This is a genomic window from Streptomyces sp. NPDC047081 (assembly GCF_040643775.1).
GTDB lineage: Bacteria > Actinomycetota > Actinomycetes > Streptomycetales > Streptomycetaceae > Streptomyces.
This window is the reverse complement of sequence record NZ_JBEYUY010000010.1, coordinates 90275-107466: the sequence shown is the minus strand read 5'-3', so window position 1 is coordinate 107466 and position 17192 is coordinate 90275. Positions and strand designations below refer to the sequence as shown.

14 protein-coding genes are annotated in these 17192 nt (G+C 71.3%); 4 read left to right on the top strand and 10 right to left on the bottom strand.

The window, feature by feature from the left end:
• The first annotated feature begins 22 nt into the window (after positions 1 to 22).
• Positions 23 to 676, top strand: coding sequence for a TetR/AcrR family transcriptional regulator (locus ABZ848_RS20680; RefSeq protein ID WP_360833740.1), 654 nt, complete (start codon positions 23 to 25; stop codon positions 674 to 676).
• Here ABZ848_RS20680 and ABZ848_RS20675 read toward each other — a convergent pair.
• The 6 genes from ABZ848_RS20675 to ABZ848_RS20650 form a co-directional block, all read right to left on the bottom strand.
• Positions 658 to 2790: a SpoIIE family protein phosphatase gene (locus ABZ848_RS20675; protein ID WP_360834128.1), complete on the bottom strand. Its 2133-nt coding sequence runs from the start codon at positions 2788 to 2790 to the stop codon at positions 658 to 660. The two genes, ABZ848_RS20680 and ABZ848_RS20675, sit on opposite strands and share 19 nt — an antisense overlap.
• 81 nt (positions 2791 to 2871) lie before the next feature.
• Positions 2872 to 3225 carry a DoxX family protein gene (locus tag ABZ848_RS20670; protein ID WP_360833738.1) on the bottom strand — a complete coding sequence of 118 codons (354 nt, stop codon included), beginning with the start codon at positions 3223 to 3225 and terminating at the stop codon, positions 2872 to 2874.
• Positions 3222 to 5189: an acetoacetate--CoA ligase gene (locus ABZ848_RS20665; protein ID WP_360833736.1), complete on the bottom strand. Its 1968-nt coding sequence runs from the start codon at positions 5187 to 5189 to the stop codon at positions 3222 to 3224. The genes ABZ848_RS20670 and ABZ848_RS20665 overlap by 4 nt, the downstream gene beginning before the upstream one ends.
• Entirely contained in the window at positions 5186 to 6766 is a 1581-nt protein-coding gene (locus ABZ848_RS20660) for a bifunctional 3-(3-hydroxy-phenyl)propionate/3-hydroxycinnamic acid hydroxylase (protein WP_360833734.1), read from the bottom strand. The genes ABZ848_RS20665 and ABZ848_RS20660 overlap by 4 nt, the downstream gene beginning before the upstream one ends.
• 19 nt (positions 6767 to 6785) lie before the next feature.
• Positions 6786 to 7724, bottom strand: a complete 939-nt coding sequence (locus ABZ848_RS20655; RefSeq protein WP_360833732.1) for a fumarylacetoacetate hydrolase family protein — start codon at positions 7722 to 7724, stop codon at positions 6786 to 6788.
• A 29-nt stretch (positions 7725 to 7753) separates the two neighbouring features.
• Complete coding sequence (locus tag ABZ848_RS20650) at positions 7754 to 8899, bottom strand: VOC family protein (RefSeq protein WP_360833730.1); 1146 nt, start codon at positions 8897 to 8899, stop codon at positions 7754 to 7756.
• Positions 8900 to 9033: 134 nt separating this feature from the next.
• On the opposite strand from ABZ848_RS20650, the gene ABZ848_RS20645 reads away from it, so the two are divergent.
• Positions 9034 to 9669 (top strand): TetR/AcrR family transcriptional regulator, encoded by a 636-nt coding sequence (locus ABZ848_RS20645; RefSeq protein ID WP_360833728.1) that lies wholly within the window; start codon positions 9034 to 9036, stop codon positions 9667 to 9669.
• Between the two features lie 2 nt (positions 9670 to 9671).
• On the opposite strand, the gene ABZ848_RS20640 is transcribed toward ABZ848_RS20645, so the two are convergent.
• Complete coding sequence (locus ABZ848_RS20640; RefSeq protein WP_360833726.1) at positions 9672 to 10454, bottom strand: DUF2993 domain-containing protein; 783 nt, start codon at positions 10452 to 10454, stop codon at positions 9672 to 9674.
• 36 nt (positions 10455 to 10490) lie between these two features.
• Positions 10491 to 11129, bottom strand: a complete 639-nt coding sequence (locus ABZ848_RS20635) for a TetR/AcrR family transcriptional regulator (RefSeq protein WP_360833724.1) — start codon at positions 11127 to 11129, stop codon at positions 10491 to 10493.
• Positions 11130 to 11315: 186 nt separating this feature from the next.
• Between ABZ848_RS20635 and ABZ848_RS20630 the strand changes: the two genes are divergently transcribed.
• Positions 11316 to 12929 carry an MFS transporter gene (locus tag ABZ848_RS20630; protein WP_360833722.1) on the top strand — a complete coding sequence of 538 codons (1614 nt, stop codon included), beginning with the start codon at positions 11316 to 11318 and terminating at the stop codon, positions 12927 to 12929.
• 149 nt (positions 12930 to 13078) lie between these two features.
• Here the strand turns inward: ABZ848_RS20630 and ABZ848_RS20625 are convergent, their stop codons facing one another.
• The gene (locus ABZ848_RS20625; RefSeq protein WP_360833720.1) at positions 13079 to 13567 is read right to left on the bottom strand and encodes an Lrp/AsnC family transcriptional regulator; all 489 of its coding nucleotides are present in this window, start codon (positions 13565 to 13567) and stop codon (positions 13079 to 13081) included.
• A 188-nt stretch (positions 13568 to 13755) separates the two neighbouring features.
• On the opposite strand from ABZ848_RS20625, the gene ABZ848_RS20620 reads away from it, so the two are divergent.
• On the top strand, positions 13756 to 15177 hold the full coding sequence (locus tag ABZ848_RS20620; protein ID WP_360833718.1) for an aminotransferase class V-fold PLP-dependent enzyme: 1422 nt from the start codon (positions 13756 to 13758) through the stop codon (positions 15175 to 15177).
• A gap of 84 nt (positions 15178 to 15261) precedes the next feature.
• On the opposite strand, the gene ABZ848_RS20615 is transcribed toward ABZ848_RS20620, so the two are convergent.
• Positions 15262 to 17175, bottom strand: coding sequence for a PASTA domain-containing protein (locus tag ABZ848_RS20615; RefSeq protein ID WP_360833716.1), 1914 nt, complete (start codon positions 17173 to 17175; stop codon positions 15262 to 15264).
• Positions 17176 to 17192: the final 17 nt, after the last annotated feature.

Genomic DNA, 17192 nt, shown 5'->3' with positions numbered 1-17192 from the left:
GCACGACAGGAAGAGCAGCTTCATGAGCAGGGCGCAGACAGCTCGGAAGAAGCGTGCGAACGGAGTGGAATCGCGGCAGCGCATCCTCGACGCCGCGGTGGCCATCGCAGGCGAGCGGGGCTACGAAGGCACCTCCATCGCCGCGGTCAGCGCCAAGTGCGGACTGCCCGCCAGCTCCATCTACTGGCACTTCAAGGACAAGGACGACCTGATCGCCGCCGTCATCGAACGCAGCTTCGAGACCTGGCTGGCGGCCTTCGAGCTGCCCGGCGAGGACTCGGGGACACCTTTGGAGCGGGTCACGGCCATGGCCGGGAACGTGGCCAAGTCACTGGTCGACGCACCCGACTTCCTGCGTCTGGGCCTCATGCTCGCCCTGGAGCGCCGTCCCACCGAGCCTCGGGGCCGGACCGTGTTCCTCCAGGTCCGTGACATCGCGAGCCAGAAGATCAGCGAGGTCGTCCGAACCCTGATCCCAGAGCTGGACGAGGGCGCCGTGCGCGTCATCACCACCTACGTCGTCGCCGGTGCCGACGGCCTGTTCGTCCAGCGGGAGATCAACGGCGACGCGGTCGACCTGAAGGCGATGTTCGAGCTGCACGCCCAGCTCGTCCACGAGGCGGCCACCCGGATGGCGGCCCGTGGATCCCAGCTGGTTCAGCCCGTGGCCGACTGAAGAAGGGACGTCAGGTCCGGGAATCCGGCGTGTTCGCCTTCGTTCAGCTCGGCCCAGACCGTCTTGCCCTGCCTGGCGTGGCGGGTTCCCCAGTGCTCGGCGAGCTGGGCGACGAGCAGGAGACCGCGCCCGCCCTCGTCGAAGGTGCGGGCCCGGCGCAGATGGGGAGTGGTGCTGCCGGCGTCGGACACCTCGCACAGGAGGCCCCGGTCGTGGATGAGCCGCAAGCGGATGGGGGGTCGGCCGTAGCGGATGGCGTTGGTGACCAGTTCGCTGATCACGAGCTCGGCGGTGAAGTCGAGTTCCTCCAGCCCCCACGCGGTCAGTTGCCGCACAGCACTCGAACGCGCTCCCGAGACGGCCGCCGGGTCGGCGTCCACGTCCCACGCCGCGACCTGGCCGTCCCCGAGGGTGCGGGTGCGGGCCAGCAGCAGGGCCACGTCGTCATGGGGCCGGTCGGCGGGCAGCAGGGCTTGGAGCACGGTGTCGCAGGCGGTCTCCAGCGAGGCGGCGGGTTGCGCGAGGGCCTGGCGCAGGAGGGTGACGCCTGCCTCTACGTCGTGATCGCGGGCCTCGATCAGGCCGTCGGTGTACAGGGCGAGCAGGCTGCCTTCGGGCAGGTCGATCTCCGCCGCCTCGAAGGGCAGGCCGCCCAGGCCAAGTGGCGGCCCGGGTGGCAGATCGAGGAGGTCGACGGCGCCGTCGCGGCTCACCACGGCGGGAAGCACGTGGCCGGCCCGGGCCAGGGAGCAGCGACCGGCCACGGGGTCGTACACGGCGTACAGGCATGTGGCGCCGATGTCCCCGACCGTCTCCTCCGCGTCCGGGTCGCCCGAAGCTTCGGCGGACAGGCGGATGACGACGTCGTCCAGGTGCGTCAGGAGCTCGTCGGGTGGCAGGTCGATGTCGGCGAGCGTGCGGACCGCGGTCCGCAGGCGTCCCATCGTGGCGGCGGCGTGGATGCCGTGGCCGACCACGTCGCCGACCACCAGGGCGACCCGGGCCCCGGACAGCGGGATCACGTCGTACCAGTCGCCGCCGACGCCGACCCGGGCGCCGGCGGGCAGGTAGCGGCAGGCGACCTCGACGGCCGACTGCTCCGCCGTACGTCGTGGGAGCAGGCTGCGCTGCAGGGTGAGCGCTGTGGCCTGGGCGTGTGTGTAGTGGCGGGCGTTGTCGACGGCCACCGCCGCCCTCGCCGAGATTTCCTGGGCGAGGAGGAGATCCTCGTCGTTGAAGCGGCCGGGAAGGTCGGCGAGGTAGGGAGTCCGGTGGCGGGAGAACCGGGCGACGCCGAGGGTCGTACCCCGCGCGGTCAGCGGCACCACCATCGTCGACAGGTTGCCGTCCTCGTACCGGGAGGGCTGCCCGGTGGCCAGGGCACGGGCCGCGGGGGATCCCGCCGGGCAGGTGTGGAGTTCCTGCACGTCGGCTGCCTGGTCGGGGACGCCTTCCGCCACCGTCCCCTGGGCCATCCGGCGCAGTACGGGCGGGCCCGGCGCGGATGTGTCGTGGCCATGGACCACGGAGTCGAGCAGGTCGACGGTGACGGAGTCGGCGATGCGGCCGGCGGCGAGGTCCGCCAGCTCCTGGGTGGTGCGAGCGATGTCCAGGGTGGTTCCGATCCGCAGGCCGGCCTCGTTGACCACCGACAGCCGCCACTGAAGTCGACGGTCCCGTTCCTCCTGGAAGGCCAGGACGCCCTGTTCGGAGGCGCGGTCGACGTATCCGGTGGCCATCTCGATCATCCGGCGTGACGTCGCGCTGATCAGCTCGCCGTCGTCGGTCAGCCGCGGTACCTCCGCGAGGAGTCTGTCGAGGACGACCCCCTGGCCGAGCCGGTGCGCCCGTAGCATCGCAGTGACGGGCGTACCGTGCCGGGCCAGCCGACGCGCGCGTTCCACGTCGCCCGGCGGTGGTTCGATGGCGTTCGGCTCGATGCCCAGTTCCAGTCCGGTCAGCACGCCGACGACGTGTTCCGCGATGTTCTCGGAGGTCATCCGGGCGAGGTCCGGGGCGATCCAGAGCTCCGGAACCTCACGCCGAAGGCATCGCGCCACCTCCGCGATCAGCTCGTCCGCCCTCGGTGCGAGCTCACGCGCGACACGGGCCATGAGGCCGTCGGCCGTGACGTCCACACAGTCGACGGTACGCCGTGCGGCAGGCCCGGGTCATCGGCGCGCCTTCGGGCGATGTCAGCCCACGGAGACCGCCACACACGCGTACGCCAGCGCCGCCACGGCCAGAACGACGGCGGGCAGTGCCCGCACAGGCGGGTCGCCGTGCCGCAGGTGGACCACCGCCGCCGCGGCCATCAGCAGCGCCAGCCCGATCGCGGCCGCCACTCCGAGCGGACCCGCGGCCGGTCCGAGCAGCAGCCCGGCGACCCCGGCGACCTCCAGGGCGCCGATGACGCGGTACTGGCCGGGTGTCATGCCGAGGTGAGCCGCCGCCTGGCGCATGATCGGCGCCGCGGCGATCTTCGCGAGGCCCAGGGGCAGGAAGACGACAGCCAGGACGATGGCGAGCGTGATCTGCGCGGCGCTCATGCCGACCGGTTCCGGCGCTCGGCGCCCAACCGGGCGAAGTGGTCGATGAGGCCGGGCTCGTCCACGGCGGCCGGGTTGACGACCTGCTCGACCGGGGCGCCCTGGAGCAGGCGCTTGACCGGGACTTCCAGTTTCTTGCCGGTACGGGTGTGCGGGATGCCCGGCACCTCGATGATCTCGTCGGGTACGTGGCGGGGCGAGGCGCCGGTGCGGATGGCCTCGCGGATGCGGTCGCGCAGGGCGTCGTCCAGGGTCGTACCGGCGGCGGGGACCACGAACAGCGGCATCCAGTAGCCGCCGTCCGGTTCCTCCGCGCCGATGACCAGGGCCTCGGCGATCTCCGGGAGGCGTTCGACGACGTCGTGGATGTCGGCGCTGCCCAGCCGTACGCCGTTGCGGTTCAGCGTGGAGTCGGAGCGGCCGTGCACGATGACCGAGCCGTGGCCCGTGAGGGTGATCCAGTCGCCGTGCCGCCACACGCCCTCGTACACCGAGAAGTAGGCGTCGCGGTAGCGGGTGCCGTCCGGGTCGTTCCAGAAGTACAGCGGCATCGACGGCATGGGCCGGGTGACGACCAGCTCACCGACCTGGTCCACCACCGGCATGCCCTCGGCGTCGTACGCCGCCAGCGCCACGCCCAGATGCGGGGCCGACAACTCCCCGGCCCAGACAGGGGTGTTGGGCGCGCTGCCCGCGAAGCCGGACACGACGTCCGTGCCGCCGCTGATCGAGGCCAGCAGCACGCGGTCGCCGACGTGGTCCCGAACCCAGGGGTAGGCGGAGGCCGGCAGCGCGGAGCCGGTACAGCCGACCACTCGGATCGACGAGAGGTCGTGCGCGGAGGGGTCGATGCCGAACTTGGCCATGCCCAGGAGGTACTGGGGGCTGGTGCCGAAGACGGTCACCCGGTGTCGGGCGGCCAGTTCCCACAGCACGTCGAGCTTGGCGAAGGGGGCCGGGCTGCCGTCGTACGTGCATGTCGTGGCACCCGTCAGCAGGGTGGAGACGACCAGGTTCCACATCATCCAGTGGGTGGTGGTGTACCAGAGGAGGCGGTCGCCGGGGCCGAGGTCGGAGTGCAGGGCGAGGGTCTTGAGGTGTTCCAGCAGGACACCGCCGTGGCCGTGCACGATGCCCTTGGGCAGCCCGGTCGTACCGGAGGAGAACACGACCCACAGGGGATGGTCGAACGGCACGGCGGTGAAGGCGAGTTCCTCGGTGCGGGTGGCCGCGTCCTCCCACGGGATCACCAGGGACGGGTAGTTGCCCTCGGGCCAGGGCAGACCGACATGGTCGACGAGCAGTGTCGCTTTCAACGTCGGCAGGGACCCGGCGAGTTCGAGGACGGCCTCGCGACGGTCGTGGGTGGTGCCGTTGAACAGGTAGCCGTCGGCCGCGATCAGCACGGTGGGTTCCAGCTGGCCGAACCGGTCGGCTGCGGCCTTCGGCGCGTAGTCCTGACCGCACACCGACCACACGGCGCCCAGGCTCGCCGCGGCGAGGAACGCGACGATGGCGTGCGGGGTGTTGGGGAGGTAGCCGACGACCCGGTCGCCCTGGCCCACGCCCAGGTCGCGCAGGGTCGCGGCGACGGACGCGACCAGCAGGCGCAACCGCTCGCCCGTCAGCTGGTAGCCGGAGCCGTTCTCGTCCAGTGCGATGATCGCGGGCCGGTCGTCGGCGAGGTTGCGCAGGGCGTGGTGGGCGTAGTTGAGGGTGGCGCCGGTGAACCAGCGGGCGCCGGGCATCCGTTCCTCGGCCAGCACCTGCTCGTACGGGGTGTCCGCGTCGATGTCGAAGTACTCCCACACCGCCGCCCAGAAGCCCTCCAGGTCGGTGACCGACCACTGGTGCAGGGCGGCGTAGTCGGTGCCGCCCCTGCCGACGTGGCGGGCGAAGTCCATGATGTGGCTGTGGGCGACGGCCTGCGGATCGGGCGTCGTGAAGGGGTACGGCCTGGTCATCGTGCGGCGCTCCTCAGCAGGCTCTGCTCGGCGGTCCGGGGGGAAGGGTGGGGGCTGCGCGTGGTGTGCAGAAGGGACGCCCAGGCCGCGGTGTCCGTGAAATCGCGGCCGTCGGCCGGGACGACGTCCAGGACGACGCGGTCGGGGCGCAGCAGGACGGCGTCCGCCCGGCCGGCGCGCAGCCAGGCGGCCAGGGTGCCGTCGTCGCCGAGGCCGGCCACGGAGACCGTCTGGATGCCGAGGCCCTGCGCGAGCGCGGTCAGCGAAGGCGAGGGGTCGGCCGTGGTCAGGATCGTGAAGGAGTCGCCGAGCAGTTCGTCGAGACGGGTGGGCCGTCCGTCGACGTCCACCCAGGGCTGCGGACACATCGTGCCCGCCAGGCTCCGGCGGATACCGCGCCGCACGAGCGGTCCCGCGGTCAGGGGCGGGCTGAGGTCGCGGCCGGCCCGTTCGGTCAGACCGGGTATGCGGCATGCCGCGGACAGCACCCTGCGGCGGATCGCGGCGGCGCCGTCCTGGCCGCCGGTCATGGCCCAGCCCATGATGACCGCGAGGCGCACCACATGCCGGGCGTGCGGTCTGCGTTCGCTCTCGTAGGTGTCCAACAGCCGTTCGTCCGCGCCCTGTCGCAGGACGCGGGCGAGTTTCCAGGTGAGGTTGTGGGCGTCCCGCAGCCCCGAGCACAGTCCCTGTCCGACGAACGGCGGGGTGAGGTGCGCGGCGTCCCCGAGCAGGAAGACCCGTCCGCTGCGCCAGCGGTCGGCGACGCGGGCCCGGAAGGTGTACTCCGTCTCGCGGACGACCTCGAAGTCCCCGTCGTACGAGGCCGGCAGCCACGGGGCGACCAGCTCGCGGACCGTCTCCTGCCCGTCCCGGAGCCGGAACTCCCACCGGTAGCGGGTGTCGTCGACCCGCATGAAGGTGCCCGGCCGCTCCGGGTCGCAGACCTGGTCGACGCCCTCCCAGCAGCGGACGGGACCGGTCGTCTCGGCGTCGATGACCGTCCAGCGTTCCTCGAAGTGCAGGTCCTCCCAGATGCCGCCGATCGCCTCCCGGGAGAGGCTGTTGGCGCCGTCGCAGCCGAGCACCGCATCGGCCCACAGCTCGTGGTCGCCGGTGTCGTCGCGGTAGGTCACCCGGACCGGGCCCGCGCTGTCCGGGCCGACTCCGGTGACCTCCACACCACCGCGCAGTTCGCACTCCGGGCGCTTCGCCAGGGCGTCGCGCAGCACGCGTTCCAGCTCGGGCTGGTCGAACATGCTGGACTGCGGATAGCCGTGGTGGCCCTGCTGGGAGCGCCGGAACTCGGCCATCACGCGGTGCCGGGCGTCCAGCAGCCGCAGCCCGCCCGCCGGGCGGGAGATCGCGGTGAACTCCTCGCCGACGCCCGCGGCCTGAAGGATCCGATGGATCTCGTCGTCGTTGGCTACGGCGCGCGGGAGGGGATAGATGTGCCGGTGGCGTTCAAGGACAACACTGCGGATCCCGCGCCGGGCCAGGAGGAGGGCGGCGGTCACGCCCACCGGCCCGGCGCCGACGATCACGACGGGCACACGTGCGGCTTCGTCGACGGTCATGTGCGGCTCACCTCGGGTCCTAGTTCGCGTCGGTGACGGGCGTGCGCTGCTCGCCGAGGTCGATGCGGCCGTCCGGCGTCGCGATCGTCGCCGTGATCACGTCCCCGGTGCGCAGGTAGTGCGGGTTCTTCGCCTGGCTCTTGAAGAACGCCTTCCACTTCACGGCGGGCGGCAGCAGCGAGCCGATCTTCTCGACGGCCTTCGGCGGGGCTTTGAGCGCCGTACCACCGGGGGTGCCGGTCAGCAGCAGGTCACCGGCGTCCAGGGTCTGGAAGCGGGCCAGCAGGGTCAGCGCCTGCGCCGGGCGGACGATCATGTCGGCCAGGGTGCGGTCCTGACGCAGCTCGCCGTTGACGCTCAACTTCAGCCGCAGATCGAGGAGATGGGCGAAGTCCTCCGGCTCAAGGAGCGTGAGGTGGGGCCCGGTGGGCGTGAACGTGGGGTACGACTTGCTCTCGTAGAACTGCGTCTTGGTCAGCTGGACGTCACGGGCGCTGACGTCATTGGTGACGACGAGCCCGGCGACGTACGAGGGCAGGTCCCGCTCCTCGACGACGGTGCCGACGGGCAGCGGCGCGCCCATGACGAGCCCGAGCTCGATCTCGTAGTCGAGGAATTTCACGTGCGCGGGGCGGACGATGGTCTCGCCGGGGCCGCTGACCGAGCCGGACGCCTTGCGGAAGAACGCGGGCGGGATGTCGCCGGTGAAGCCCGAATCGCGGGCGTGGCTGCGGTAGTTGACCATCTGGGCGACAACCCGGCACGGCGTGGTGACCGGCGAGAGGGCGACCAGGTCGGCGACGGGCGTACCCGCTTCGTCCGAGAGGGCCGCTTCTCGTACGGCGTCGCGGTCGGCGAGCAGCTCGGCGGTGGTTGCGGCCTTGGTGTCGACGGGGACGGCCCGGTCGCCGCGGACGACCCACCAGCCGTCGGCGGTACGCAGGACATTGGTGCTCATCGCATTGCCTTTGTGAGGGAGTCGGGGGTTCAGGAGTTGGCGGCCTTGAGCAGGCCGAGCAGACGTGCGGGGTCCATCTCGTTGTCGCCGCGCAGGGCCTGGACGACGTCGCGGACCCGCTGCGGGGAGGGGCTCGCCCCCAGGAAGTCGCGGGTGGCGGGCGGCCCCCACTGGGCCAGTCCGCTGGTCGACATCGGCGCCCAGCCGGGTTCGAGGTCACAGGAGAACAGGTCGCCGTCGGCGAAGTGCTCCAGCATGAAGTGGTCGGGGTCGCGCCAGTAGTCGAAGAGCTGGCTGCCCTGGATGTGCCGGCCGATGCCCCAACTGCGCTTGTAACCGCGCTCCTTGAGGTACTCGCCGCCGGTCGCGATCGAGTCCAGGTCGGTGACCTGGTACGCGGAGTGGACGTAGCCGGTGCCGGGTCCCAGGTGCATGGCGAGCGTGTGATGGTCGGCCGGCACGCTGCCGAGGTCGCAGCGGATGAACGCCATCGTGGGCCCGCGGCCCCGCTGCCCGTCCAGGAACAGGAAGTCGGACACGATCATGCCGAGGGTGTCCAGATACCAGTCCAGAGCGCGGGCGAACACCCTTGTCTCCAGCACCACATGGCCCAGCCGCTGGATACGGGACGGTTCCCGCGGCGGGCGCTGGGTGGTGTTCGTACGGCGGTGATCGGTACCGAAGTTGAGCAGCAGCGGCTGCTGCTCCGGCAGTGCGGGCAGCCGCTCGCCGCAGTGCACCACGCGCACCGGGAAGCCCGAAGGGTCAAGCAGGTCGACCACCTTGCCGCCGCCCGGCACGTCCGCGTCCCGAACGTCCCGGCCCGTCGCGCGGGCCAGCCGGTCCAGGTCGGCCCGCTCGGCGGCGCGGAAGGCGGGGCCGATGAAACGCGAGGTGCGCCCGCGCCGGATCACCATGCAGGGCGGGCCGGCGAAGGTGCCGCGCAGCCACAGCTCGCGCTCGGTGCGGGCGGCGACCTGGAAGCCGAAGTCCCGGGCGAAGACCTCGGCCCGGTCCAGGTCGGGCTTCTCGAACTCCAGCCAGGCCAGGTCGGCGACCTTGATGACGGGGTTCCGGGAGCGCCCGGGGTGTTCGCCCCGCAGGGCGCCCTGCTCGCTGTGAAGGTCCTGGTGGGCCGTGATGACGTCGGCCCCGTGGACACGGGTTTCAGACATGGTGCCCTCCGAGCAACATTGCCGTAATGAGGAAATCATCAAGTTTGACAGTCTCGTCGTCAAGGTGTTCGCGAGAGGAAATGATGAATTCATCAGGACTGCGATCGCGATCGCTACGCGGCTAGACTGCGCGCATGCCTACGTCAGCCCCGCCCAGCAACCGGTTCGAGCGGCGCCGCGCCGAGACCCGGAAGGCGCTCATCCGTGCGGCCCGGCAGATACTGGCCGAGACCGGGGACACCAGCGCCAGCATCCAGACGATCGCCGAGCGCGCCGACGTGGGCTTCGGCTCCTTCTACAACCACTTCGACTCCAAGACGGAGCTGTTCGAAGCGGCCGTGGTGGACGCGCTGGAGGAGTTCGGCCAGAACTTCGACGAGCGCCTGGCCGGGATCGACGACCCGGCGGAACTCGTCGCCGCCGGCTTCCGGCTGAGCGCCCGCATGGCCGACTCCCACCCGGAGCTGATGCAGGTCCTGCGCCGTGGTGGTCTCGGCCACATCCATTCCGACAACGGTCTCGCCCGGCGGGCCCTGCGCGACCTCCAGGTCGGAATGGCCTCCGGCCGCTTCACCGCCGTCGACCCCACGGTCGCCCTGTCCGCGCTGGGCGGCACCCTGCTGTCCCTGGTGGAGCTGCGATTCGCCCGTCCCGAGGTGGACGGCGACGAGGCCGCCGTGAACCTCGCCGAGATGGTCCTGCGCATGCTGGGCCTGCCGGCGGACGACGCCCACGAGGTCGCCCGGCGCCCCTTGCCCGACCTCGACTGACCTCAAGCGGACGACGAGTCCGGGCGGAAGGTGACCGAGCGGCCCGTGAAGCGGGCGTCGATCCCCTCCCCGGTGGTCGTGACCGAGCGAAGGTGCAGCCCTTCGGGAACGTTCTGGAGCGGAATGGGCTCGTCCAGGGCCTTGTCGAGCAGTGATTTCAGCGGGGGGAGCAGTTCACCCTGCTCCGCCCGTACGTCCGTGAAGGCGATGCGGTTGCCGCTCGCCGCCGATACGGCCGCGCTCACGGTCACGTCGCCGACGAGCGGCAGACTCGCGGTCGCGTCGACCCGGCCCGACCCGTCGCCCTGCGACACCTGCACGCCGAGCGCGCTCGACACGTCCGCGTACGACAGATGTGCGGTCGCCTGGACGCTGCGGGCATGTGCCTCGTCGGCGCTCCCCGAGGTCCTGAGCCCCTCCATCCCGACCGTCAGCTTCGTCACCGGCAGGGGCCGGGTCGTGCCGTTCGCCGGGATGTCGTGGGCGGTCAGGTCGACGTGGTCCAGACGGCCCTTTGCGAGCTGGGTCAGCACGGGGAAGCCGCTGACGTGCACCGATGGACGATCGGCGGTTCCCATTCCGTCCTGGAAGGCCTTGGCCGTGCGGTTCTCCGCGCGAGCCGCGGCGATCCGGTCGACTGCGACGGCGCCGATCAGCAAGGCCGCCAGGGACGCGGCCACGATGATCAGGCGTCGCCTGGTCCGGGTCGGGGGGCTCGCGTACAGGGAGCCGTCGCCGTAGTAGGGCTCGCCGACGTACTCCTCGTCGGGGTGGGACTGGTACATGGTTCTCCTCTTCGGGTGGTGCTCGGGGAAGTGCGCCTACGCGGCGTCGCCCGCGGGCCGGACGAGCCCGTGGACACATCTCGCGGCGCTGTCGGCGTCCACGCCCATCGCGATCAGGGCTGCGGTCGCGGTGCTGGTGCCGTCGTCGCTCCAGACCCCGCTGTTCACGCAGTCCAGAAGCCCCAGCAGGTGTGCCTCCAGCGCCCGGGTCAGCACGGCCGGCGGCGCGCAGGTCTGGAAGACCCGCTGCCGCCGGCCCCGGGAGATGATCGCCTCCGCCGTCTCGCGTGCGGGGGCGAGGACTTCGGTGACCCGTTCGGGGCCGAGGTCCTGGGGGGCGAGGCGGAGCAGGATGCGGTAGCGGTCGCCGACGGGCCACACGGCGAGGACGAAGCGGGCCAGCTCCGTGACGGCGTCCGCAACGGGTGCCCGCGGGGCCGCGAGCGCCTGCCGCAACGCTTGCGCGGCGTCCTCCGCCAGCCCCTCCATGAGCGCGGCCCGGCCGTTGAAGTGGCCGTAGACCGTACGCCGTACGACGCCTGCCGCCTCGGCGATGTCGCTGAGGCTGCTGTCGGGGTCGCGCCCCAGTTGCTGTCGGGCCGCTTCGAGGATGCGGGCCCGGGTGAGCAGGGTTCGGCTGCGTTCCGGGGTGGCTGTGACGGGTGCGTGGGCCATGTCGGACCTCCGGTCGACGGGGGAGGGCGACTCGATAGTTGCACATCGACGGGCAATAAACTAGTCTGCACATCAGTGGGCAATTAGCTGCCCCTGGCGTCGGGCCTCCTCCTGGCCTCACCGGCGCCACTCCCACCGATCCGCACCCCGAAGCCACCGCTTCACCTCCTGCCGAGGAGCCCGACCATGCCGCTCTTTGCGAAGACACCCGTCGAGAAGATGACCGAGCCCTATCCGCGCCGCTGGTGGGCGCTGCTGGTGCTCTGCCTGAGCCTGCTGATCGTGGTCATGGCGAACACGTCGTTGATCGTGGCCGCCCCCGACATGACCAAGGACCTGGGCCTGAGCAGCAGTGACCTGCAGTGGGTCATCGACGGCTACACCGTCCCCTACGCCGCGCTGATGCTCGTGCTCGGCGCGATAGGCGACAAGTACAGCCGCCGGGGCGCGCTCGTCCTGGGCCTGCTGATCTTCATCGGCGGTTCGGTGATGGGCGGCCTGGTCGACGAGACGAACCTCGTCATCGTCGCCCGCGCGATCATGGGCGTCGGCGCCGCCGTCGTCATGCCCGCCACCCTCTCCCTGCTGGTCGCGATCTTCCCGCGCGCCGAGCGCGCCAAGGCGATCACCGCCTGGTCCGCGACCTCCGGTCTCGCCATCGCCGCCGGTCCGCTGGCCGCCGGATGGCTGCTGGAGGACCACGCCTGGGGCTCGACCTTCCTGATGAACGTCCCCATCGCCGTCCTCGGCGTCGTCGGCGCGCTGCTGCTGGTGCCGCCGTCGAAGGCGGAGGGCATGGGCCGGATCGACTACGTCGGCGGTCTGCTGTCGATCGTGTCGGTCGGCTGCCTGGTCTACGCGACCATCGAGGGCCCGCACTTCGGCTGGGGCGTCGGCCCGATCACCGCGGCCATCGTCGCCGGGGTGGGCCTGCTGGCCTTCGTGGCCTGGGAGTTGAAGCACCCCAACCCCATGCTGAACGTGCGCAAGTTCACCGAGCGGCCCTTCAGCGGCTCGATGATGGCGGTGCTGTTCTTCTTCTTCGGCACCTTCGGCTCGATCTACTACTCCACCCAGTTCCTGCAGTTCGTCCTCGGTTACGACGCCCTGGAAACCGGTATCCGCCTGCTGCCGCTGGCCGGCGCGGTCTTCGTCGGCGCCGCGGTCACCGGCAAGCTCGCCCCGAAGCTGGGCGTGAAGGTGGTGGTCGGCACCGGCATGGTCATCGGCACGGCGGGCGTCTTCCTGCTCACCCGGATCGAGTCGGGCTCGACGTACACCGACTTCCTCACGCCCCTGCTGCTGCTCGGCTTCGCCATCGGCCTGAGCCTGTCCCCGGCCACCGACACCATCATGGGCTCCTTCCCGGAGGACGAGCTGGGCGTCGGCGGCGGCGCCAACGACACCGCGCTGGAACTCGGCTGCGCCCTGGGCATCGCCATCCTCGGCTCGCTGCTCGCCACGTCCTACAAGGACAAGCTGACCGACCTGGTCGGCGGCCACCTCCCGGCCGCGGCCCTGGACACCGCCAAGGACTCCGTCGGCGGGGGCATCGCGGTCGCCGAGCAGGTCGCCAAGAACCCCCAGGGCGGCGCCGAGCAGGCCCAGACCCTGCTGGGAGCGGTGCACGAGTCCTTCGCCCACGCCATCGCCCACACCAGTCTCATCGGCGCCGTCATCATGGCCGCCGGAACCCTGATCGTCATCGCCGTCCTGCCCGGCCGCAAGCACACGGCCAAGCACGGTGCGGAGGAAGCGGCGCAGCCGACCGAGGAGCAGACCGAGACCGTGGACGCCTGAGCCGCGTACACCGGAGGCCGGAACCCCGATTCCGGCTTCCGCCACCCCCAGGACGGGCCGTGCCTTGAGCGGCGCACGGCCCCGGGACGGCGCCGGGAGGGGACACCTGGCGCCGTCCCCCTCTTCTTTTTGTCATCCGCTTCCTTTTGTCATCCGCGCGGGGCGGGCCAGGAGTTGAGGGGCAGCGGCCCACGGTCGATGACGGTGCGGATGCAGAAGGTGCTGCGGGCGTCGCGGACGGGGCCGATGGCCAGGATCTGATCGGTGAGGACTTTCTCGAAGGTGAGCAGGTCGGGGACGGCGAGTTCGACGAGGAAGTCGGCGTCGCCGGAGACCACATGGCAGGCGACCACGTGCTCGATCGCCTTGAGCGCCTCTTCGACCACCTGGGCGGTGGTGCGGGAGTGCTCGACCTTGAGGGAGAGGAAAACCGTCAGCCCGAGGCCGAGCCGCTCGCGGTCCAGGTCGGCCCGGTAGCCGGCCAGCACCCCGTCCTCCTCCAGCGCCTTGGTGCGGCGCAGACAGGACGAGGGGGAGAGGCGTACGGCCTCGGCCAGGTCGACGTTGGGGGTGCGGCCGTGGCGCTGGAGGTGGTCCAGGATCGCCCGGTCGATGCGGTCATACAGGGGGCGTGGCATGAAATGCAGCGTAACGCCGGTATCGACGAATGATCGTGCGCCGGGACGCCGTACAGGCACGCACTACGCCATCGCGTGCCGGGCTCGGCGGCGCATTCTGGTCACGCGCCGCGGGCCGCCGAGCCGGTCCGATGCCGCCTCCGTACCCCCTCCCACGTACATCGGACCGCCTCATGCACCCCTTGCCCTTGGAACCCGACCGCGCCGCGATGGACGAAATGGGCCGGCTCGTCCTGGACCGTGTCGTCGACCGCACCGACAACCTCGCGGCCCGCCCCGCGGCCAGTCCCCTGTCCCCGCGAGCCGAGGCCGAGCTCGTGGAGTCGTTCCTCGCGCCGCCACCCGCCCGGGGCGGTGACCTGAAGGCCCTGCTCGCGCGGCTGGACGAGGCCGCCGACTGTGCTCTGGAGACCGCCGGGCCCGGCCACCTGGCGTACATTCCGGGCAGCGGTCTGTACACGGCCGCGCTCGCCGAGTTCTACAACCGCGCCGTCAACCGCTACGGCGGCCTGGCCTCGGTGGCCCCGGCGCTCGCCGCGCTGGAGGAGAGCGTGATCCGGTGGATGGCCCGCGAGGTCTGCGGCCTGCCGGAGGGCAGCGGGGGCCTGCTGACCAGCGGCGGCTCGATGGCGACCTTCTCCGCGACGGTCGCCGCCCGCCACCAACGGCTCGGCGAGGACCTCGCGGACGGCACCGTCTACACCACTGCCTTCGCCCACCACTCCGTCGCCAAGGCCGCCCGCCTCGCCGGGATCCGCGCGGCGCACATACGGACCGTGCCGCACACCCCGGACCTGCGGATGGATCCCGAGGCCGCCGCCGCGATGATCCGCGCCGACCGGGACGCGGGGCTGCGGCCGTTCCTGCTGGTGGCCACCGCCGGCACCACCGACACCGGCACCGTCGACCCGCTGCCGCAGCTGGCCGACCTTGCCCGCCGCGAGGACGTCTGGTTCCACGTCGACGCGGCCTACGGAGGCTTCTTCCGCCTCACCGCACGCGGCAGGGAACGCCTGGCCGGGATCGAGGAGGCCGACTCGGTCACCCTGGACCCGCACAAAACCCTGTTCATGCCCTTCGGCACCGGTGCCCTGGTCGTCCGCGACCTTGCCGCCCTGCACGCCGCGCACGAGGGCACCGGCAGCTACCTCCAGGACATGGCGGCCACGGGGGTCCCGGACTCGGGTCACCTCGGGCCCGAGCTGACCCATGAGATCCGCGGTGTGCGGGCCTGGCTTCCCCTGCACCTGCACGGGGAGGACGCCTTCCGCGAGGCGCTGGACGAAAAGCTCGACCTGGCCGAACACGTCCACGACACCCTGTCCGGCGTCGCCGAGCTGGAGGTCCCGCAGCGCCCGGACCTGTCCACCGTGATCTTCCGCATCCGCCCCGCCGACGACAGCCCGGCGGCCGCCGAACGAGCCGACGAGGCCAGTCGCCGTCTGCTGGAGCGGATCAACGGCCACCGGCGCGTCGTGCTCTCCAGCACCGTCGTCGACGGCCGTTACACCCTGCGCGTCTGCGTGGTCTCCCACCGCACCCACCACGACCGCGTCACCGAGGCACTGCAGATCATCACCGCCGAGGCCGAGCGCCACGCCACCACGTAGCGAACCCCGGCTCGCAATCACCGAGTTGACCGAGACGTCATCGGATGTCGGGTCGCTGCTCGCCGAAGTGCCGGCTACGTCGCACTAGCCGTCGGTCGTCGCCCCTGGAGTCGTCGCCGTGTCGTCGGCCGGTGTCCCGTCGCCCGACGACGTGTCCTGGGCCTCCTCGGTGACGACGGCCACCGTGCTGCCCGCCTCGACCTCGCTCCCGGCGCCCGGGGTGCTCGACGTGACGACGGCGTCGGAGACTTGGGAGTACCCGGAGGCGACGGTCACCTGGAGGCCGAGTCCGCCCAGCTCGTTCTGGACCTCGGCAAGGGTCTTGCCGACGATGTCCGTCGGGATCTGCACGGTCTGCACCGACTTGGCGAGCTGGACGTCGACCGAGGTGCCGGGCTTGACCTCCTCTCCCGCGGTGGCGCTCTGCTGGACGACGGTCCCGGCCTCGGCGCTGCTCTCCACCTCGGTCGTGTCGCCCAGTTCGAGGTCGTGCTCGGCGAGCAGCTTGCGGGCCTCGCTCAGGGTGCTGCCGGTGAGGTCGGGAACCGTGGCCTTCTCGGCCTCCTTGGCCACCGTGAGGGTGATCTCGGTGCCCTTCTCGACGCTCTCGCCGCCGGTCGGATCCTGCTCCAGGACGGTCCCGGCGTCCTCGGTGGACACCTTGTGCCGGAGCTTCACCTTGAAGCCCTTGTCCTCCAGGATGCGGGACGCGTCGTCCTCGTCCTTGTCCGTGACGTCCGGCACCTCGACCTTCGGCGCACCGGTGGAGACGGTGACCGACACCGCCTCTCCCTTGTCGAGCCGGCCGTCCAGTGGGGTCTGCTCGCAGATGTGCCCCCTGGGCTGGTCCGCGCAGGGCTCCTTCTTGGTGACGGTGAGCGTGAGCCCGACGTTGTCCGCCGTACGGCGGGCCTCCTCCAGGGTCTGGCCGACGAGATCGGGTACGCCCGCCTTGCCGTCGTCGGCCGCACCGCGCCCGAACATGAACCAGCCGAGCACGAGCGCCACGACGACGACCGCGACACCCGTCCCGATCAGCGCGGCACTGCCTCTGCGGCGGCCCCTCTCCGCCGGGTCATCGCTGTCGGGCTCCTCGCCGCCGTCGAACGCCCGGTCCGGGAGGGTCTGCGACCCGAGGTACGCCTCGACGTCGGCGAGCATCTCCTGCGCGGACTGGTAGCGGTACGCGGGGTCCTTCGACAGTGCCCGCAGGACGATCGCGTCGACCTGCGGGCCGACCTCGGGGTTGTAGAGGCTCGGCGGTCGCGGTTCCTCCTGGACGTGCTGATACATCACCGCCATCGGCGATTCACCGGTGAACGGCGTGCGGAAGGTGAGCAGTTCGTACAGGAGACAGCCCACCGAGTACAGGTCGGAGCGGGCGTCAATGGCGTGTCCCATCGCCTGTTCCGGGGAGAGGTACTGGGCGGTGCCGATCACCAGGGAGGTCTGGGTCATGCCGACGTCCCGAATGTCCCGGGCGATGCCGAAGTCCATGACCTTGACCTGGCCGGACCAAGTCACCATGACGTTGGCCGGCTTGATGTCCCGGTGCACGATGCCGTGCTGGTGGGAATGGGCGAGCGCCTCCAGGACGCCGGCCGTCATCTCCAAGGCGCGTTCGACGGTCAGCGGCGGTCCGGAGTACAGGGCCTCGCGCAGAGTCGTGCCGTCGACGTACTCCATCACGAGATACGGCAACTGCGCCCCGTACGAGAAGTGTTCGCCCGTGTCGTAGACCGCGGCGATGGCCGGGTGGTTGAGCGAGGCGGTGGACTGTGCCTCCCGCCGGAACCGCTCCTGGAGTGTCGGATCGTGGGCGAGGTCGGTGCGCGGAGTCTTCACCGCGACGCTGCGGTCGAGCCGGAGATCGTGCGCGAGATGCACCTCGGCCATGCCTCCGGAGCCGAGGAGCAGCCGCAGTTCGTACCTGTCGCCGAGGACCGCCACCGGCGCAGGGTGGGAGAAGGCCAGATCGTCTGGTCCGCCGAAGTTCATGGCCAAGATAATTGCAC